This window comes from Brumimicrobium sp., assembly GCA_023957385.1.
Classification (GTDB): Bacteria; Bacteroidota; Bacteroidia; order Flavobacteriales_D; family Crocinitomicaceae; genus Brumimicrobium.
On record JAMLGZ010000002.1, the window covers coordinates 159,956 to 179,446 of the forward strand.

Consider the following 19,491-nt stretch of genomic DNA (forward strand, 5'->3'; position numbering starts at 1 on the left):
TTGACCCTAGAAACGTTAAATACTGATATTATGAAAAAGACATCCCTTATCCTATTAACATTTTTAATCACCTTTGGAATACAAGCGCAAACTCAAATTGATAATGGAGGATTTGAAGCATGGGAGAATATACCCGGAGGAAGTGAACCTGAAAATTGGAATAGTTTCCTGACTGGAGGTGGTTCACTTTCTAGTATGGCTCAAAACCAAATTGCTTCTTCTACCGATGTAAGACCTGGATCTTCTGGAACTAAAAGTGCCTATATTTGGTCAAATAAAATTGCCGGTATCATAGCCAATGGAAATATGACAATTGGGAAAATTAATATGGGAGCTGTTCAACCTACTCATGCTGATAATTATAATCGAACTATTCGTTCAGATGCTGACTTTAATCAACCTTTAACGGATTCTCCTACAGGAATTAAGTTTTGGGTAAAATTCACCCCGAAATCTGTCAATGATGGAAGTGGTAATCCAAACAATGCAAGAATGAAAGCCACTATTCACGATGATTATGATTATAGAGACCCAGAAGATGCTACTTCACAAGATCATGTTGTAGCAACTGCTGTTCTAAATTATCCTTCTACCAATGGAGAGTGGGTGGAAATGATTGTTCCTTTTACGTATAATGGTCCAGCTACAGATCCTCACTATATTTTAGTCACTTTTGCTACCAACGAAATCCCTGGAGGAGGAAAAGAAAACGATAAAGTATGGATAGACGATGTGGAATTATTATATGTGCCGCTAAATATTGAAAAATATGATTATTTATCAAATGTTTCTGTCTATCCAAATCCTGCAAAGGATATCTTAGTAGTAGATGGTATTCAGACTGCTACTGAATATGTAATAACTTCTGTTATTGGAGAGCAAGTAGCTGCTGGTAATTTATCTCAGATAACGACTCATTTGAATATTGCTCAAATCAATAAGGGAGTTTATCTTCTTCAATTAAAAGAGGGACAAAACACACGTACGGTTCGTTTTATTAAAGAATAATTGAAATAGAAGTTTATTAAATAAATCCTATGAAAATTTTTACAGCTCTTTTTTTTATACTGGTTTGCAGTATCTCGTTTTCCCAACAGAAAGCTAAAATAGTGGGTAAGATTACAGATGAAAACAAACAACCTATTTTTGGTGCAACTGTAATTTACAAACAGGATATTACTGTTGGTGCTCATTCCGATGATAATGGAAATTATATGTTGGAAATTCCTGCTGGAAAAGCCATCTTAGTATTTCGTTTTGCCGGTATGCATACGGATACAGTAGATATTGTTTTAAAAGAAGGAGAAGTAAAGAAGGTAGATTTTCAAATGAAACCGGAAGTCATCGAATTAGAAGGTGTAGAAATTAGAGTAGGAAAATTTAATAGACCATTAGAAGAACAAACCGTATCTTTAGAGATCATCCGTGCAGATTACATAGAAAATAAGAATACACGTAGTATCGAAACAGCCTTAGATCAAACACCGGGATTAAATATCTTGGATGGAGAACCACAAATCAGAGGAGGAAGTGGATTCACCTTTGGTGTGGGCTCAAAAGTAGCTGTAATTGTAGATGATATGCCTCTATTATCTGGGGATGCAGGGAGACCTGAGTGGAGTTTTATTCCTGTAGAAAATATTCATCAAATTGAGGTGATTAAAGGTGCTTCTTCTGTGCTTTCGGGGAGTTCAGCTCTATCTGGAGCTATTCATATTAGAACGGCTTACCCTTCTGTGAAGCCTCTAACAAAGGTGAACGTTTATGGTGGATTTTATGCCAAACCAAGTATTGCGGGAGCAAAATGGTGGAATGATTTCCCATTGATAACCGGAGCCAATTTCTTACATTCACGTAAATTAGGAAACTGGGATTTAGTTGTTGGAGCAAATCTAAATTACGATCATGGTTATTTGGGAGCTCCTATTCAAGATTCACTTGTTGAGGCTAAAAACCCAGACACTATTTCTAATTTCTCAGCCAAACAAATGGTATCTAAACGCGCCCGAATCAATTTTAACGTGCGCCATAGAAGTAAACGTTTTAAAGGTTTGAGTTATGGTATTAATGGAAATGTTATGATTGCCGAATCTCCTTTAGTTTTTGCATGGTTAAATGACAGTACAGGACTGTATCGTGGATATCCAGGCGCTGTGTTCTTACAACAACAATTCCTATTTAATGTAGATCCATTTATTTCCTTTGTAACGGATACTGAAGGAAAGCACTATTTGAGAACACGTATTATGCGTGCGGATAATAAAATAACAGCCAACCAAGATAATAATTCCACTACGTATTATGCGGATTATATGTTCCAGAAAGAAATAGTTCGTTTGAAGGGTATTGATTTCATTGCGGGGGTTACAGGAAAATATACGGATTCATACGCACAGATGTATGTAGGTTCTGGATCACCAAACAATACGCTATTAAATGTTTCTGCTTATTCTCAAATAGAGAAGAAATTGATGAAACTGTTAAATCTTTCTATTGGTGGACGTTTAGAATATTTCAATTTAAATAATACTACTACAGCATTAAAACCTATTTTCAGAGCGGGGGCAAGTGTAAACGTATTAAAGGAGACTTATTTTAGAGCTTCTTATGGACAAGGGTATCGTTTTCCAACTATTACAGAACGATATATTCGTACAGGAGTAGGTAATTTTGGTGTATTCCCAAATCCTGATTTAAAATCAGAAAGTAGCTGGAATGCCGAATTTGGTATTAAACAAGGAATTAAATTATGGAATATTTATGGGTATTTTGATGTTGCTGCATATTGGCAAGAATATAAAAACACGATTGAATACTTATTCGGATTCTGGGGTAATTCCTTCACTGTATTGAGTGATGGTTGGGGCTTTAAATTCTTAAATACCGGAAAATCTCGTGTGGTTGGTATAGATGTTTCTTTCCAAGGAAAAGCAAAATTGGCAAAAAATGCAGAAATGGTATTTATGATTGGATATAATTATATTTTACCTAAAACCTTAAGTCCTGATTATGTTTACGCTGTTGATACTATCTTGACTGGAAAGGAATATAGCTTTAACTCTACTTCTTTAAATGGAAAAAATGATATATTAAAATACCGTTTCTTGCATAATTTCAAAGGCGATGTAGAGGCTACTTTCTATAAATCGTTCTCTGTAGGTGTGAGTGCCAAGTATTTTAGTAGAATGGAGAATATGGACCAAGTGATTGAAGAATTTGAGAATGCTACGAGCGGACCTTTTATTCAAAATATCCGCTATATGGATTACTTTAAATCTCACCAAAAAGGAGTATGGATTTTTGATGCACGTGTTTCTTACGGTATCAATGACCATCATAAGGTAGCTGTGATTGGTGCTAATATTTTGAACAAGTCTTATTCACTACGTCCGTTGAAAGTAGAATCTCCAATGACTTTGATGTTACAGTATACCTTTAAACTATAGGCTACAGATTCTTGTAGAATATAAGATAAACACCGTGAGAAGTTTTAAGCTTCTTTTAATTGTGCTGTTTTTATTCTAATCATCTAAGATTTGTAAGTTAAATTACGTCATTTGCCGTATAGGTATTATTTATCTTATACATACATTTGTTGAACATTAAAAACCTATTAAAAAGAAAATGTATGAATAAAAGATTTTTAAAAGCTATCGTTTTAGCTAGTATGACACTTGGATTAGGACTTTACTCTTGTAATAAAGATATTGTTGATCCGAAAGAAACTCCAACAGATACAAATGGTGGAAAAGGATTTACCCCTTATGCACCTGTAATGCCTGGAGCAGATGCCACATTAGTTTCTATTGAAGTATTTACAACGCAAAAAGCTCCTGAGATACCAGGAATGCCTGCTATGGATGATATTGAATTAAATTATGAAATGGGCGTAGCTAGTTTTAAAGGAAATGGAGGAAAAGTAGGTTCTATTACATTGAATGGTAATGAATTAAAATTCCAAAATGGTTCTTATTTATTTATGCCTCAAAATCCTGTGGATCCAGCAGATGATGAGATATTGGATTTTAAATATTCTGGAATTAATTGGGTTGTAACCTCTCCAGATTTTCAGAAAAGTGGATATGGCGTACCAGGAATGCCTAAGATTACAAGCGCTAAAGAAGTAACCATGGCCGATGGATATGCATTTCAAACTGTGTATGCTAATGCTGATAGTGTTGTCTATATGATCTCAGGCTCAAAAGGTACAGTGATAAAAACAATGAGTGCATTAGCAGGAAACCCTACATTTACACCAGAGGAGTTGAGCAATCTTGGTGCAACTGAATATGGAATGCTTCAAGCAACTGCAATAATATATGAAAATGAAGAAGTTGATGGTAAGGATGTATGGTATATAAAAGAAGCTTGCTATAATGTTCCTAACGTTATAATTAAATAATTTCTAATTGAGAACCGATAGCTATCGGTTTGAAAAATGAAAGTTATGGAACTCCATAACTTTCATTTTTTTTTCTTCCAAATCTTTCAGAGAGAATAATTCGATGTCTTTCGAGAGTTTCTTTCTAGTGACTTCTCCCTATTGTTTGCCTATTTCCTCCCCCCAGCCCCCTCCAGAGGGGGAGAGGGTTTTCGTTTCCCCCTCCAAAGGGGGAGTTAAGTACCACTTTTTTATGCTTTTAGATATCGGTATTTTAATTATTTTTCACATTATTAGTAATTTGTATTAAGAATATCGTACCTTTGCACCCTATTTTTAAAATTTTATGACCTTTAGTGAATTAGGACTGCGAAGTCAAATGGTCAAAGCTGTTGAAGACATGGGGTTTAAACAGCCAACGCCAATACAGGAAAAAGCTATACCTCATCTCTTACAATCAAAAAGTGATTTTATCGGATTAGCACAAACAGGAACGGGGAAAACTGCCGCTTTTGGGCTACCCTTAGTAAATCGAATTACTCAAGCTAATAAAACCCCTATGGGCTTGATTATCTGTCCAACAAGAGAGCTTTGCCTCCAAATTGCAGATGATTTAGTAGAATATACCAAATACGAAAAGAATGCGAGCATTGTGGCCGTATATGGTGGAGCTGATATACAAAAACAAATTAGAACCATTAAAGCAGGTATTTCTGTAGTAGTTGCTACTCCAGGAAGATTGGTGGATTTGATTCATAGAAAAGCTGTACAACTACAAGATGTTGAGGTTGTAGTACTCGATGAAGCAGATGAAATGCTGAATATGGGATTCAAAGAAGATTTGGATACAATCTTGAGCCAAACCCCTAGTACCAAAAGTACATGGTTATTCTCGGCTACTATGCCAAAAGAAGTGGAGTCAATCGGGAAGAAATACATGACCGATCCATTGGAAGTGAGTACCGGGAAAAGAAACGAAGGAAATGCCAATATTGATCATATTTACTTTTCAATCAAGGAAAAAGACCGTTTTGATGCTTTAAAACGATTAATTGATTTCAATCCTTCTATTTTTGGATTGATTTTCTGTCGTACACGTAGAGAAACACAACAAGTAGCTGAAAAATTAATGAAAGAAGGCTACAACGCAGACGTATTACATGGTGATTTATCGCAAGCACAAAGAGATCGTGTAATGGGTATGTTCAGAAATAGAAACATCCAATTATTAGTAGCTACAGATGTGGCTGCACGAGGAATTGACGTAGATGATATTACACACGTAATTAATTACAATTTACCAGATGAGGTGGAGAATTATACCCACCGAAGTGGTCGTACAGCACGTGCTGGAAATACAGGTGAATCTTTAGTGTTAATCAATACACGAGAGAAATATAAAATTGACCAAATCGAGAAAATCATCAATCAGAAGTTCACTTTTGGTGCAATTCCTACTCCGGAAGCAATCTGTGGCGTTCAATTAAAATCCATGATTGATAAGGTGATGGATATTAAGGTGAATGAAAAAGAGATTGCTCCTTTTATTCCTCAGATTTTGGAAGACTTTGATGCATTATCTAAGGAAGAAATCATTAAGAAATTTGTTTCGGCTGAGTTTAATCGTTTCTTGGATTATTATAAAAAAGCAGGTGATTTAAATGCAAAACCTTCTGATCCTACTGAAAAAGATATGAGCAGAGGTAGCCGTAGAAGAGGAGGAGACACAGATGAAAATAAACAACGTTTCTTCGTTTCTTTAGGTAAAAAAGATGGTTTAAATCCAGGCGGTTTGTTGCGTATGATTTGCGATGAAACAGGATTAAAATCCAATTCTATCGGTCGCATCGATATCATGCCAGCTTTCTCTTTCTTTGATGCAGATAAAGAAGATGTTCAAAAGATTTTATCTTCTCTAAAAGGAGTGAAATACGAAGGAAAGAACATGAGCGTGGAAGTTACCGAAAATAAAAGCGCTAAAGGAAATAAAGGAAGCAGAGACAGTCGCAGAGATTCTCGTGGAAGAGGAGGAGATAGAGGCGGAAGCAGTCGAAGTGGAAGTAGAGGAGGAGATAGAGGCGGAAGCAGCAGAAGTGGAGGAAGAGACAGACGTAGTAAAAGAAGATAAAAGAATAATTATAAATCAATGGAAATAAGAAATATTGCAATTATTGCACACGTAGACCACGGTAAGACGACCTTGGTGAATCGTATTATTGAATCAGGGGAAAAAGACCCAAATGCTCATTTACAGGAACCGATGATGGACAACAACGACCTGGAAAGAGAAAGGGGAATTACCATCGTTTCAAAAAACGTTTCCGTTCGCTATAAAGGAACTAAAATTAACATTATTGACACTCCCGGACACGCCGACTTTGGTGGTGAGGTAGAACGTGTATTGAATATGGCTGATGGAGTTTGTCTGTTAGTAGATGCTTTTGAAGGTCCTATGCCTCAAACGCGTTTTGTATTACAAAAAGCACTTCAACTTGGATTAAAGGCTTTGGTTGTTATCAATAAAGTAGATAAAGAAAATTGTACTCCCGATATCGTACATGAAAAAGTGTTTGATTTGATGTTTGCCCTAGATGCAAATGAAGAGCAGTTAGAATTTGAAACAGTATATGGTTCCGCTAAGAATAATTGGATGTCTAAAGATTGGAAACAAAAGACGACATCTATCGAACCTTTATTGGACACTATTTTATCTTATTTTCCACCAACAAAAGTGGAGGAAGGAAATACACAGCTGTTGATTACTTCACTTGACTATTCTTCTTTCGTTGGTCGTATTGCTATTGGAAGATTACACCGTGGAAAATTAGCGCCTAAGATGAATATCATCTTAGCAAAAGCAAATGGAGATTTGGAAAAACATAAGATTAAAGACTTATATGTTTTCCAGGGAATGGATAGAATCAAAGTGGAGGAAGTACAACCGGGAGATATCTGTGCTATCACAGGATTGGAAGGTTTTGATATTGGAGATTCTATTTGTGATGCTGAAAATCCAGAACCATTGGATACGATTTCTATTGATGAGCCAACAATGAGTATGTTGTTCTCTATCAACGATTCTCCTTTCTTTGGGAAAGATGGAAAATACGTTACTTCTCGTCATATCGATGAGCGCTTAAAGAAAGAATTAGAGAAAAACCTTGCACTACGTGTAGAACAAACTAATTCTGCCGATAAATGGATGGTATTTGGTCGTGGTGTAATGCACTTGTCTGTATTAATCGAAACCATGCGTCGTGAAGGATATGAATTACAGGTAGGGCAACCTCAAGTAATCATCAAAGAAATTGACGGCGTGAAATGTGAGCCAATCGAGGAATTGACAATCGATTTGCCAGAACAACATTCTGGAACAGCGGTGGAAGCAGTTTCTCGTAGAAAAGGAGAAATGACCAATATGGAAACCAAAGGCGACCGAATGATTATTAACTTTATCATCCCATCTCGTGGTATTATTGGTTTACGAAACTATTTACTCACTCAAACTGCTGGGGAGGCCATTATGAACCACCGTTTCATTGAGTTCCAACCGTATAAAGGAGCAATCCCTGGACGTATAAATGGCTCCTTGATTTCCATGGAAAAAGGAACGGCTATTCCTTATTCTTTGAATAATTTACAAGATAGAGGTAAATTCTTTGTGGATCCAAGTGATGAGGTATACGAAGGTCAGGTAATTGGAGAAAATACACGAGCTGGTGATTTAGTAGTAAACGTTACGAAAACTAAGAAATTAACCAATATGCGTGCTTCTGGTTCTGATGACAAAGTAAAATTGGCTCCGGCTATTAAGATGTCTTTGGAAGAAAGTTTAGAATATATCCAGTCTGATGAATACGTAGAGGTTACTCCACATTCATTGAGAGTAAGAAAAATATTATTAAGCGAAGCGGATAGAAAACGCGCAGGGAAATAGTCGAATGCCAATAATTATCGGCATGAGAGTTGACCCTTCGGCAGACTCTGTATGAAAAGTTGAATTCCGATAACTATCGGTGTTTAATTTTAGATTATGCGAAAAACATTTTCCTATATTGATGAAATTCTACCCTACGACGTTGTTCTATTGGGACTTTCTCCCATCTTAGTGGGTTCTTTTATCGATTGGGATTTAGTGGATTTTCGCTATATATTTATTAATCTACTTTGGATATTACCTTTTACATTAACAGCATCAGGGTTACGTTCGAGTATTCCTATAAAGATAGGCAGTATATTTATTTTTATCAGTGGTTGTATGGAAATAGCTCATTGGCTGATTGTCAAGGGGCCTATCTCTACGGCGAGTTTACTCACGCTTCTGGCTACTAATTTTGAAGAAAGTAAAAGCTTCTTAGCACTACAAGGGTTACTTCCTTTTTTGATTTTGATACCCTATCTAGTGTTATTTCTCTTTTCTTTGCGACGTAAACGCGTTTTTATCCAAGATAAATTCAAGTTTTGGGTAATCTCTGTATTTGCGTTAGTTTTTATTGCTTTTACTTGCGAAAATGCCTTTCATCAGCGTTTTATTCGTAAGGCAACACCTCAATTTGTTAAAACGCTTTTTTCTTTTTCGGAGCAATATGGATTCTTTAAGCAAACGGAAGGAAATACAGTTAGAAAAGTGCAAGCAAATAAGATTGATAATCAAGGATCTATATTTGTCCTAATATTAGGGGAATCGCTTAATAGGAGTCATCTTTCTCTGTATGGTTATCCCCGACCAACAACTCCAAAACTTGAGAAAAGACAAGACATTTATGTATTCCGAGACGTAGTGTCGCCGTATTCTAACACCATTAATTCCGTGTTGTCTTTGCTTACTGAGTCTAACTTAGAAAATCAAAAAAAACCGCTGGAAAGTATAGATGTTTTTGATATATTTTCCTCCGCTGGATATCAAACATATTGGCTTTCGAATCAGCCTCCGTATGGGATCTGGGAAAATAAAGTCACTACCTTGGGAAAGAAAGCCCAACACGTACAGTTTCTCAATTTAGCTAGTAATTCTTCTATGGAAGCAACATTAGCTGCTTCGTATGATGAAAAGGTATTACTTCCCTTTCAAAAGATTCTTTCGCAACAAGTGAACAACCAATTTATTGTTATTCATCTTATGGGAAATCATACTGCTTACGAGAAACGATATCCTTCATCTTTTTCAATTTTTAGCGGAAATACGTCGAAAGAGAAAACCATTGCCGCTTATGATAATGCTGTTTTATACAATGATTTTGTAGTGGATTCTTTATTACACATTCTCCAACAATACAGCGAAAGCACGAATAAAATTGTTTCGGCTATTTATCTTTCTGATCATGGAGAGAATGTGTATGATGAAAATGATGTGGTTGGTCATGTATATGCCGGGAAATTACCCAAAGCCAACGTAGAAATTCCACTTATATTATGGTTATCGGATGCGTATAAGCACAAATATCCTCAAAAAATTCCGCTTATAGAGCAAAACCTAAACGCACCTTATGTAAGTGATGATTTATTTTATAGCATTCTTGATTTGAATCAAATTCAAACGCCTTCTTTTGAGCCTTCTCGAAGCATTTTTCATAAACAATTCAATGCACAACGCAAGCGTATATTAGAAGATGGGTTTGACTATGATTAAATGGAGAGTAACAGAATCTTCTGTGGAGTTGCCGTTCCTACTAGATTTATTTATATTTTTATAGTCTATGAAAAATGTGGAGACTATCAACAGTCAAACGGAGGATTTTTTCCAGCGTGTATTTGAGATTGCGCGACTCATTCCTAAAGGCCGTGTCACTTCTTACGGGAGCATTGCTAAGGTATTGGGAACACCAAAATCTAGTCGTATGGTAGGATGGGCGATGAATAGCGCACATTCACAAAAGAAACCCGTTCCCGCACACCGCGTAGTGAACCGAAATGGACTATTAACTGGAAAGCATCATTTTAATCCACCAGAATCCATGCAAAAACTTCTGGAAGCAGAAGGTATTCGGGTGGAGAATGATAAAATTGTTGATTTTAAAAAATACTTTTGGGATCCTATTGAACTGATTGATTTCTGAGTATCCTCCCCCTCCAAAGGGGGAGAGGGTTTACGCTTCCCCCTTTGGAGGGGGGCAGGGGGGGGAGGACTTTGAAATCCAGGGGGGAGGACACTGTAGACCCAGAAGGGAGGACACTATAAACCCAGGGGAGGACATCGAAAGACTCCAAAATGAAGTAAGATTAAACATTCACACCAAAGAGGTATCCTACGACTCCAGAAATTACCATGGCGAAACTTCCCCAGAGTGCAATTCGTATCACGGCTTTCCAGATACCTGCTCCTCCTGTTTTTGCTGAGATAGCGCCTAATAAAACCAAAGATAATATGGCGATGCTGTACATCCAATATTCCATAAAATTTAAGGGAGCCACTAAAGTTACCATGAAGGGCAAACTTCCACCAGCCAAAAATGAAGCACCTGAAGCTAATGCAGCTTGGAGTGGATTTGCACGACTCGTGTCGGTGATACCCAATTCATCACGTACGTGGGCTGCTAGCGCGTCATGTTCGTGTAGTTCTATTGCTACTTGTTTAGCTGTTTCGGGTTTGAGACCTCGTTCGATATATATTTGCGTTAACATATCCAATTCCTCCTCTGGCATAGTACGCAACTCTTCTGCTTCTCGTGCAATATCTGCATCTTCGATGTCGGTTTGCGAACTAACCGAAACATACTCACCGGCAAACATGGAAAGTGCACCGGCAACTAAGCCCGCGATTGCACCCAAAATGATTGTTTCACGAGAAGAATTAGCCGCAATGATACCAACCGAAATACTCGCTACCGACAAAATCCCATCGTTTGCACCCAATACCGCCGCACGCAGCCAGTTACTCTTGTGGATATAGTGATTCTCAAAATATATTTCCGTATTATTAGAAGATTCCATACGTTCTTATTTTTGATAAAGATAATTAATTAGTTGAAATCCGATAGCTATTGTAGGAAAATGCAGGGTCCTCCCCCCAGCCCCCTCCAGAGGGGGAGTTGGTTTACCCACCCCATCTGTTTGCTTTAATGAATGGGTTCTCATATTCTCCAAAAACCTCTCATCCCTAAATCCATCCGCTTATGTAAAACCGCTCCTTACTCCCTGTTTTATTGCGTTTTAGGGTTACATTTACAAGAATAATGTGAAACCGAATTTAAAAAATTTAACCATTAAGAATAACTTAACTGAGTACAAAATTATGAAAACAAAAATATTATACCTTATATTTACAATAGTATGGACAACTACTAATATCTTTAGTCAAAATCCTGTAGGCTTTTATGGTTATGGTGGTAATTATTCATGGGCAAATCACTTATCCATGAATAGTGCTGGTAACTTATTTGCAATGGCTGGAACTGTTTCTGGACCAAAAGAACATCTTTTGGTAACAGATAATCTTGGTAATGTTGTTTTAAGTAAAAAAACTGATAAAACTGGTGAATTCTTTTCATCAGCCATAGATAATGATGGTAGTATATATGTTGTTGGTGGAGCAGGCTATGCGGGTTCTTATTCTAAACATCTTATGAAACTAACCTCATCTGGCGCCTCTACTTACTCTAAAAACTATGGGAATGGGTAGTTGAGATATGTTTTAACAGATGGTAATTATTTATTAGCTACTGGATTTGATGCAAAATGGAAATCGGATCATACTGGAAAAATAGGTATGCCTTGCATTCTAAAACTAAATAAATCGGATGGATCAATTGTATGGTATAAGGAATACAAAATAAATGGTTCTGAATATGTAGATTCTTATGTTATTCGAAAATTAGGTACAAATTATTATATTACAGGAACTTTTAATGGAGGTGGTAATAAGAGTTATATTCTTTGTGTTAAAGAATCTGATGGTAGTGTTGTTTGGTGTAAAACATATTCTACAACTACATCACCTAATTTTACTGGAATGTCAATAGATAACTCTAATTTAGTTGTATGTGGAGTAAGTAATAATAGAGGATTTGATGGAGATTTATACGTATTAAATGTAAATCCTTCAAATGGAAATGTTATTTGGCAAAGAAAGATAGAAAAAGCTGCTGGTTGGCATTATAATACGATGGATGGTGATAGTTGGGGAATAAATTGTGTTATCGACCCTTATGGTGATGTTGTTATTGCTTATGAAGATAATCCATCATTTGATGGTAGTAGTCCTCAAAGAGGTGGTCTTTTAGCAAAATTAAAAATGACTGATGGAACCACTAAATGGGTTAAAAAGTATAGAACGAGTGATGGAGATGGATTTCATGGTTTAGTTATTTCTGATTGTAATTATGTAGCTAGTGGTTGGTTTCACTCTACAGACTATAATTATGGCTTAGTTATTAGTGATTCAGCTGGTTATGTTGGAGGAACTTATGGTACGCTTGTTACAAAAACCAATTCATCTAATTCATTTTCAGAAGTTGATGTAACATCTACAACTACTGTTTCTTCACTATCTACTAATGCAAATCTAAGTATATCCCTATCTGATGTATCTATATCAACAAGCACCAAAAAATCAGGTAGCTCTCCTACATGTGCAATTCCTTTACCTGTCGAGCTCCTTTCTTTCACAGGAACTCCAGAGCGCGCTGGTAATCTTTTAGAATGGGTTACAGCATCTGAGACCAGCAATGCTTATTTTGAGGTGCAAGCTACCAAAGACGGGCAACATTTTGAGACTATCGGAAGGGTGAATGGCGCAGGTAATTCTACTGAGCGTATCGCATATAGCTTCTTAGATAGAAATCCATCTGCGGAGATTATGTATTACCGTTTAAAACAAGTAGATTATGATGGAGCAGAAAGCATACATAATATTATCTCTATAAAGCGTACTTTTGGTAAAGATATTACCCTATATCCAAATCCTTCTAAAAACATCTTAAACATTGAGTTTGATGCGGAGTGGAGTGGTACGTATGTTGTTTCCTTTGTATCTACGGATGGAAGAATGATCAATAAAGATATTCACGTAGAAACAGGAAAAAACAGTGTGCAAATTAATGTAAACGATAAATTATCAGATGGTTTCTACCAAATGAGATTGCTAGATGAAGAAGGTAATTTGTTAGGGGTTAAGAAATTCATTAAAGAATAAAAAACTTACAACCAATACTGGTTGATAGATCAAGTTAAAAAATAGTGTGCGTAAAAGAGAGAGGCGGAAGCCTCTCTTTTTTTTGGGTCAGCCCTCGGTACCCTTCGGCCAGCTCAGGGCGGGCATTCCCTTAGTTGTATTTTAAATAAAGATGTTAAATTCTTTTGAACTAACAATTACTACTATATAAAGGGTTAGCTTGTGTTCGCTTCGGATCCTAGATCACTGTTAAAGAAAGAGTTTTAGCTTGTGTTTGCTTCGGACTAACATTCACTGCAATAGAAAGGGGTTTAGCTAGTATTCGCTTCGGACTAACATTCACTGCAATAGAAAGGGGTTTAGATTCCGTTCGCTTCGCTCCGGAATGACACGTAAACCCCAAAAAAAGGGTAAAAGGAGGGCGGCGAAGCCGCCCTCCTTTTACCCCTACTCTCTTACGGGCGGTTGTCATTCCGGAGCGAAGCGAACGGAATCTGTTCATCAACCGTAATTCGATAATCGGGGCACATCGAACGGAATCTGTTCTTCCCTCACGATTATTGTTATAGCATACGCACAGCGAACGAAACCTATTCTTACTTGATGATTGTAGTTTTAGCATACGCACATCGAACGGAATCTGTTCTTTATCTATGATTGAATTAAACCGAAAATTTTTCTTTCAAAAATTAGGAAAACCAAATAAAATGACTATTTTTGTCATGATAAAATAAGTCATCATGAAAACACAACTTGAAATCCGAAGAAGTGAATTAGGCATTAAAGTGTTTGAATTAGCTCAATTAGTTGGAATAGATTCCAGTCTAATGAGTCGTATTTTATCAGGTAAGCGTGAAGCAAGTGATGTTCAATTACAGCAACTAGCAGAAGCGCTTTCAATGGATTATTCTATTTTGCTTAAAGAGAAGATGGGTCGTAAAATATTAACAGTTTTACAAGCATACCCTGAACTAGCAGAAGATGTATTGCAAACTGTTCAAGAGGAGCGTATCGCATACCTTACTAGTGATAAACGCATGGAAGTAATTGATGTTTCTAGTTCTATTCCAGCATTGAAAAAACTTAGCAAGCTACAAGAGGAATGGGCACAACATAAACCACTCAATTCTCTTCAACTCCAAAAGATGATGGAATATTTTCATACGGAATACACCTATGAAAGCAATCAAATTGAAGGGAATACTTTGGATATGCAAGAAACGCATTTGGTTGTGAATGGAGGAATAACCATAGGTGGTAAAACCATGCGCGAGCATTTGGAGGCTGTCAATCATCAAGAAGCTATTGAGTTTATTTTAGATTTAGTTGCACGTAAAATAGATTTTACCGAAAGCACCCTCAAACAAATTCATCAGCTTATCTTAAAAGGTATAGATCCAAAAGGAGCTGGCGTATATCGCAATGTTCAAGTGCGCATATCTGGAAGTAAACATCTTCCCCCAGAAGCATTTCTGTTATCTGGCTTAATGGATGATTATTTCCGATTCTATCAACTGCATAAGAATAACTTACATCCAGTTATCCTTGCCGCAGAGATGCATGAACGTTTGGTTTCTATCCATCCATTTATTGATGGAAATGGTCGCACTTCTCGTTTGGTAATGAATTTTATCCTTTTACAACATGGTTATCCAATCGTTAGTTTAAAAGGAGATTTAACCAATCGTCAACGCTACTATAAAGCATTAGAAACAGTTCAAATAAATCATGAAAATGATGATTTCTATCAGTTGATTATAGAGCGAACAGAAGATGCGTTGAAGAGGCATTTGGAGTTGTGTTAGTTAGTGGAGAGTGGAGAGTTGAAAATGGAGAGTTGAAAGTTATCTCTCATTTCATTCGAGATTTAAAAATCTGAAAAAATTTTTCATTTCATTCGAAAATTAAAGTGAAATACCACTCTCCACTTTCAACTATAAAACGCCCAGCCTCTCTTTCGTCGTTTTAACTATAGAAGCTAATATCTTTACTAATTGTGTGGCCTCGTCACTTAATCTTTCATACTTTAGATCAGTTAGATAATTTGTCCTTTTTAATAAAAGAAGCCAGTAGAGTGTTTCATTAGCCTCTTTAAGAGCAATATTTATCTTATTTAGAAAATCTCGTTTACTTTGAGCATGTTCAGCCTCGCTAATTAAAGCGCCAATTGCTGTGCCACTCCGTAACAACTGTTTAGATAAGGTGTATTCTTTCAGAGAAGTCAAATCTTTATAGGTTTCAATAATCCATACTGAAAACTCAATACTACGTTCTTTAATCATAAATTTTAATTTGGTGGTTAATCTCTAATTTAGTTAAAATAATTGAAAACCGATAGCTATCGGTTTGAAAGTGGAAAATTGAAAATGATTGGGTACTTGTGTTTAAACTGATAGTTATCGGTTTTCACTTTCCATTCTCAACTCTCCATTTTCAATTCTCCACTCTCCATTTTCAATTCTCCACTTTTCCACTCTTCACAATCCTCACAACGCTTCGTTGTTTACCCCGTACAATGATTCGATAGCCACCAGCGGCCCAATTGTGGGAATCTATGTAGATATTGTTGATTCCTTTTTCAAGTGGGTATTGTGTAGTATGATATACAAGTTTTCCTGCGTTATCTGTTACATCAATGTCCACTTTTTGCTCATCCGGAGCAATAATCTTCAAGGTAAATTTATCTTGGATGGGGTTAGGGAATGGGTGAATAATAATTGTTCTTCCTTTAGGGATACTCTGACAAACCTCGTTATTAGTAAGATCATCCTCTTTGAATTGAGCTGGAGTTAAGATACGACCATTTATACAAATATGGCTTTGTACGGTGTCTTTTAATGGGATATTTACGCTTGGTTTTGCAGAGAAGATATAAATCTCTTTTTCACCGGATAAGAGCGTTCCTTCCCAATGTTCAAGGATAGTTCCCAGTCCTGTTTTATGAAGTTCAAGTTCTACTTTGGTAATAGGTGTTGTACCATTATTTTTAAGTTCGACACCTATTGAAAGGAATCCATTCTCTTCAAAGGTATAAAGTTCACCTAACTCCAAATCAGTTGTACGGTCTAAAACTGGTAAAGCGAAAGACATACTATCGCTGCAACCATAAGAATTATTAACAAGGAGTTGCACGATTATAGTATCTCCAATTAAGCTTTCATCGAAAATAATGCTGGTATCTTTTGTGTGGCTTTGGGCATAATTACCGAAACTCCAAGTATAGCTGTTAGCACCTATACTATTATCTATAAAATCGATGGGAGTTCCAGCAATCAGAGCTGGCGGATTGACAGTAAAATCAGCTTGGATAAGATCGTGAATGGTGATATTAAATGTTTTGGTATTGAAACAACCAAAGGCGGAATTTACATCTTGTTTGATAGAATAAGTTCCAGGAGTATTAAATAGATGTGAGATTTCCAAACCTATATCGGGAGTTTGGTTATTAATGCTCCATTTAACAACCGCCACGCTACCGTTGGGAACAAAAGATTGATCTAGGAAATGAGTTTCAATGCCTGCACAATTTTGAGTTATCAAAGAAGCCACTTGTGGGTATGCATGCACTTTCAGGTATTCAGTTTGTTGATTAGAACACCCATCTTCGGAAAGTGCTGTAAGAGTTACATAATATTCTCCATAGGAGATATATGGTTTCTGTGGATTTTTAAAGGTGGAAGTAGTTCCATCTCCAAAATTCCATGCATAAGATAAAATATTGGAGCCATCTGGCATATTACTCGTATTTATAAAGTTTATAACACCCCCTTCACAGATATTATTAAAAGTAAATTGAGTAATTGGCTGAGGATAAATCTTTTTAGTAATATTGGCAGTATCTATACAACCATAGATATCAGAACCGATTAGTTGAACGATGTACGTACCATATTGTTCAAAAGTATGAGTTGAATTTTGGGTTGATGCTGTATTATCCGTACCACTTGCTGGATCATCGAAATTCCAGCTCCAATTGTTGATTATAGTAGGTGTATTTTGTCCTCCCATGAAACTAATAAGTTCATTTTCACAAAATTGTGATGTTTGAATAGTTAGCTCAGGTAAAGAGCGAACCAAAATTGTTTTACTATCTGTTTGACCACATCCTGAAGAAGTTTGCACTGAGAGTGTTACTGTATAACTCTGTGCATTTGCATAAGCATGACTTCCAGATGTGCTTGTAGCTTGTGCTAGATCTCCAAAATCCCAGTTCCATGTATTAATTGTTGACCCGTCTGATGTCGTGGAAGCATCCGTATAAGTGAACGGTTCATTTAAGCATACTTCAAGAGGTATATTAAAATTAACAAAAGGAGCATCTCCAATTACTGTGATATTCACAGTGTCTTTAGCTTCACAACCATTAGCATTGGTGGCAATAAGACTGTATTCTCCTGTAGAAAATATGGTAATTTGAGGAGTAGTTTCACCAGTTGACCAAAGGTAGGAAGTAACCAAGCTACTTCCAGAAACTAACCCTATTTTATTTCCAGAACAGAGGGAAGTGTCATTTAGTAAAGCCACATTAAGCGCAAAATCATCTTCTGTAATAATGAGGGTATCAGAAGTTTTAAAACAGCCAAGCGTATCGGTAACTCTTACATAATATGTACCGGGAGTACTTATTACTAAGCTATCTGCATCCGATCCATCCGACCATTGGAAGGAATATAGTGTAGAATCAAGGTCTGTTTTCCAATTGAGAATTTCTCCGGGGCAGTAAGCAGGGAAGAGAGGTTGAGATATTTTTGGGTTAATAACCTTGATGGTATCCGTTGAGATATTCCCAAAGATATCTGTTACTCTGCACCAATATTTTCCAGGTTGTGTAATTATAAGTGAATCCGCTGTTGAACCATCTGACCAGAGGTAGGAAGTAAAATGTTTTTGTGCCCGAAGTAAAGTATCACAAATTCCATAATAAGCTATATCTTTTCCGAGGTTAATAGGTGGAGCATATTTGGATTGATAGAATTCCCCTACTAAATCATTGAGTGAATCATTTAATTTAGTATTAAAGAAAAGTATATTTCCAAATGCACCATCAAAATAATAATTTGCATTTGATTTTCCTATTGTTACTCCATTCTTAAATTGCGCAGTACCAGTAACCGAATTGATAAGAACCTGATTGTTAAGTTTTAATTTAAACCTTGAATCAGAACTAATATTTAGGATAAGCGGTTTCATTGGATTAAGTATCGGTGGAATCGAACCCACTTCAATTCTTGTGTTCCTGCCAAATCCTGAATAAATATGAAGATCTGTCCATGTGAAATGATCATCGGGGCTAGCTGTTCCAAAACCCCAAATACCAGTATTTGCCGGAACTGTAGGTGGAAAATTATGCCTAAATAATAATGCAAAAATTTCTCCTTGTGTCAAGGAAGATAAATTAACACCACCTAGGAAATCTTGAGTATTGGGATTAAAATCAATTACTTTTTGATTATTGGCTAATGTTTCGGTATTTTGTTGTGGTCTATTTCCAGCTGTATTTTGTATAAAATGGTGACCATTTCCGCTTATATCTTTCCATTGTTGTACTTTATTGCTTCCATCTAATATCACACTGTCAGGATCAAGCATAAACTCTAATTCAGACCATGTGCGAAAATCCACAATTATAAAAGAATAAACAGGAGACCAAGCGGAATTATTAGCTTTTACGCGCCAGTAGAATTTTTGATTACTTAAGAGATTATCGGCTATATAATCTGTGACCAATACGTTATTCGCATCCTTAATGAGTAGAGTGAATGCCGCATCAAAGGCAACTTGTACATGATAATTTACAGCGTTGGGATATTCATTCCAGGATAGTGTAATGCTTGTTTTATCAAAAATAGTATTGTTTTTAGGAAACACCAAATCCACCTGAGAAAACGAAGGGAGAGCAATAGCTAGCAATAAAATTAGTAAAAGCTTTTTAAGCATTTGCGTTGGTATTGGTAAAACAAATATAGGGAAAAGGGAGGAATATTATTGGACCTCAGTGTAT

Annotated in this window: 13 protein-coding genes; 10 read left to right on the forward strand and 3 right to left on the reverse strand. The window is 36.4% G+C overall.

Annotated features, from left to right (window positions below):
- Positions 1-30 precede the first annotated feature (30 nt).
- The 7 genes from M9897_12025 (at position 31) to M9897_12055 (ending at position 10,437) form a co-directional block, all read left to right on the forward strand.
- Complete coding sequence (locus M9897_12025; GenBank protein MCO5269609.1) at positions 31-1,008, forward strand: T9SS type A sorting domain-containing protein; 978 nt, start codon at positions 31-33, stop codon at positions 1,006-1,008.
- 29 nt (positions 1,009-1,037) lie between these two features.
- On the forward strand, positions 1,038-3,446 hold the full coding sequence (locus M9897_12030; GenBank protein ID MCO5269610.1) for a TonB-dependent receptor: 2,409 nt from the start codon (positions 1,038-1,040) through the stop codon (positions 3,444-3,446).
- Positions 3,447-3,628: 182 nt separating this feature from the next.
- The gene (locus tag M9897_12035; GenBank protein ID MCO5269611.1) at positions 3,629-4,402 is read left to right on the forward strand and encodes a hypothetical protein; all 774 of its coding nucleotides are present in this window, start codon (positions 3,629-3,631) and stop codon (positions 4,400-4,402) included.
- Between the two features lie 325 nt (positions 4,403-4,727).
- Complete coding sequence (locus tag M9897_12040; GenBank protein MCO5269612.1) at positions 4,728-6,509, forward strand: DEAD/DEAH box helicase; 1,782 nt, start codon at positions 4,728-4,730, stop codon at positions 6,507-6,509.
- An 18-nt stretch (positions 6,510-6,527) separates the two neighbouring features.
- Positions 6,528-8,318, forward strand: coding sequence for a translational GTPase TypA (typA, locus tag M9897_12045; protein MCO5269613.1), 1,791 nt, complete (start codon positions 6,528-6,530; stop codon positions 8,316-8,318).
- Positions 8,319-8,414: 96 nt separating this feature from the next.
- Positions 8,415-10,010, forward strand: a complete 1,596-nt coding sequence (locus M9897_12050; protein MCO5269614.1) for a phosphoethanolamine transferase — start codon at positions 8,415-8,417, stop codon at positions 10,008-10,010.
- A gap of 67 nt (positions 10,011-10,077) precedes the next feature.
- Entirely contained in the window at positions 10,078-10,437 is a 360-nt protein-coding gene (locus M9897_12055) for an MGMT family protein (protein MCO5269615.1), read from the forward strand.
- Positions 10,438-10,600: 163 nt separating this feature from the next.
- On the opposite strand, the gene M9897_12060 is transcribed toward M9897_12055, so the two are convergent.
- A complete protein-coding gene (locus M9897_12060; GenBank protein ID MCO5269616.1) occupies positions 10,601-11,311 on the reverse strand; it encodes a VIT family protein in 711 nt (236 codons plus the stop codon).
- A gap of 301 nt (positions 11,312-11,612) precedes the next feature.
- Between M9897_12060 and M9897_12065 the strand changes: the two genes are divergently transcribed.
- The 3 genes from M9897_12065 to M9897_12075 all read left to right on the forward strand — a co-directional run bounded on the left by M9897_12065 (position 11,613) and on the right by M9897_12075 (position 15,295).
- Positions 11,613-11,999, forward strand: a complete 387-nt coding sequence (locus tag M9897_12065) for a hypothetical protein (GenBank protein ID MCO5269617.1) — start codon at positions 11,613-11,615, stop codon at positions 11,997-11,999.
- On the forward strand, positions 12,000-13,511 hold the full coding sequence (locus tag M9897_12070) for a hypothetical protein (protein MCO5269618.1): 1,512 nt from the start codon (positions 12,000-12,002) through the stop codon (positions 13,509-13,511).
- A 719-nt stretch (positions 13,512-14,230) separates the two neighbouring features.
- Complete coding sequence (locus M9897_12075; GenBank protein MCO5269619.1) at positions 14,231-15,295, forward strand: Fic family protein; 1,065 nt, start codon at positions 14,231-14,233, stop codon at positions 15,293-15,295.
- 129 nt (positions 15,296-15,424) lie between these two features.
- Here M9897_12075 and M9897_12080 read toward each other — a convergent pair whose 3' ends face one another.
- Together M9897_12080 and M9897_12085 are read right to left on the reverse strand one after the other, a co-directional pair.
- Positions 15,425-15,772: a four helix bundle protein gene (locus M9897_12080; GenBank protein MCO5269620.1), complete on the reverse strand. Its 348-nt coding sequence runs from the start codon at positions 15,770-15,772 to the stop codon at positions 15,425-15,427.
- 172 nt (positions 15,773-15,944) lie between these two features.
- A complete protein-coding gene (locus M9897_12085; GenBank protein MCO5269621.1) occupies positions 15,945-19,427 on the reverse strand; it encodes a PKD domain-containing protein in 3,483 nt (1,160 codons plus the stop codon).
- Between the last annotated feature and the right edge of the window lie 64 nt (positions 19,428-19,491).

What these genes read in the sequence shown, in the direction of transcription:
- M9897_12025 (MCO5269609.1), top strand. Translation starts at nt 31, where the DNA reads ATGAAAAAGACATCCCTTATCCTATTAACATTTTTAATCACCTTTGGA.
- M9897_12030 (MCO5269610.1), top strand. Translation starts at nt 1,038, where the DNA reads ATGAAAATTTTTACAGCTCTTTTTTTTATACTGGTTTGCAGTATCTCG.
- M9897_12035 (MCO5269611.1), top strand. Translation starts at nt 3,629, where the DNA reads ATGAATAAAAGATTTTTAAAAGCTATCGTTTTAGCTAGTATGACACTT.
- M9897_12040 (MCO5269612.1), top strand. Translation starts at nt 4,728, where the DNA reads ATGACCTTTAGTGAATTAGGACTGCGAAGTCAAATGGTCAAAGCTGTT.
- typA (MCO5269613.1), top strand. Translation starts at nt 6,528, where the DNA reads ATGGAAATAAGAAATATTGCAATTATTGCACACGTAGACCACGGTAAG.
- M9897_12050 (MCO5269614.1), top strand. Translation starts at nt 8,415, where the DNA reads ATGCGAAAAACATTTTCCTATATTGATGAAATTCTACCCTACGACGTT.
- M9897_12055 (MCO5269615.1), top strand. Translation starts at nt 10,078, where the DNA reads ATGAAAAATGTGGAGACTATCAACAGTCAAACGGAGGATTTTTTCCAG.
- M9897_12060 (MCO5269616.1), bottom strand. Translation starts at nt 11,311, where the DNA reads ATGGAATCTTCTAATAATACGGAAATATATTTTGAGAATCACTATATC.
- M9897_12065 (MCO5269617.1), top strand. Translation starts at nt 11,613, where the DNA reads ATGAAAACAAAAATATTATACCTTATATTTACAATAGTATGGACAACT.
- M9897_12075 (MCO5269619.1), top strand. Translation starts at nt 14,231, where the DNA reads ATGAAAACACAACTTGAAATCCGAAGAAGTGAATTAGGCATTAAAGTG.
- M9897_12080 (MCO5269620.1), bottom strand. Translation starts at nt 15,772, where the DNA reads ATGATTAAAGAACGTAGTATTGAGTTTTCAGTATGGATTATTGAAACC.
- M9897_12085 (MCO5269621.1), bottom strand. Translation starts at nt 19,427, where the DNA reads ATGCTTAAAAAGCTTTTACTAATTTTATTGCTAGCTATTGCTCTCCCT.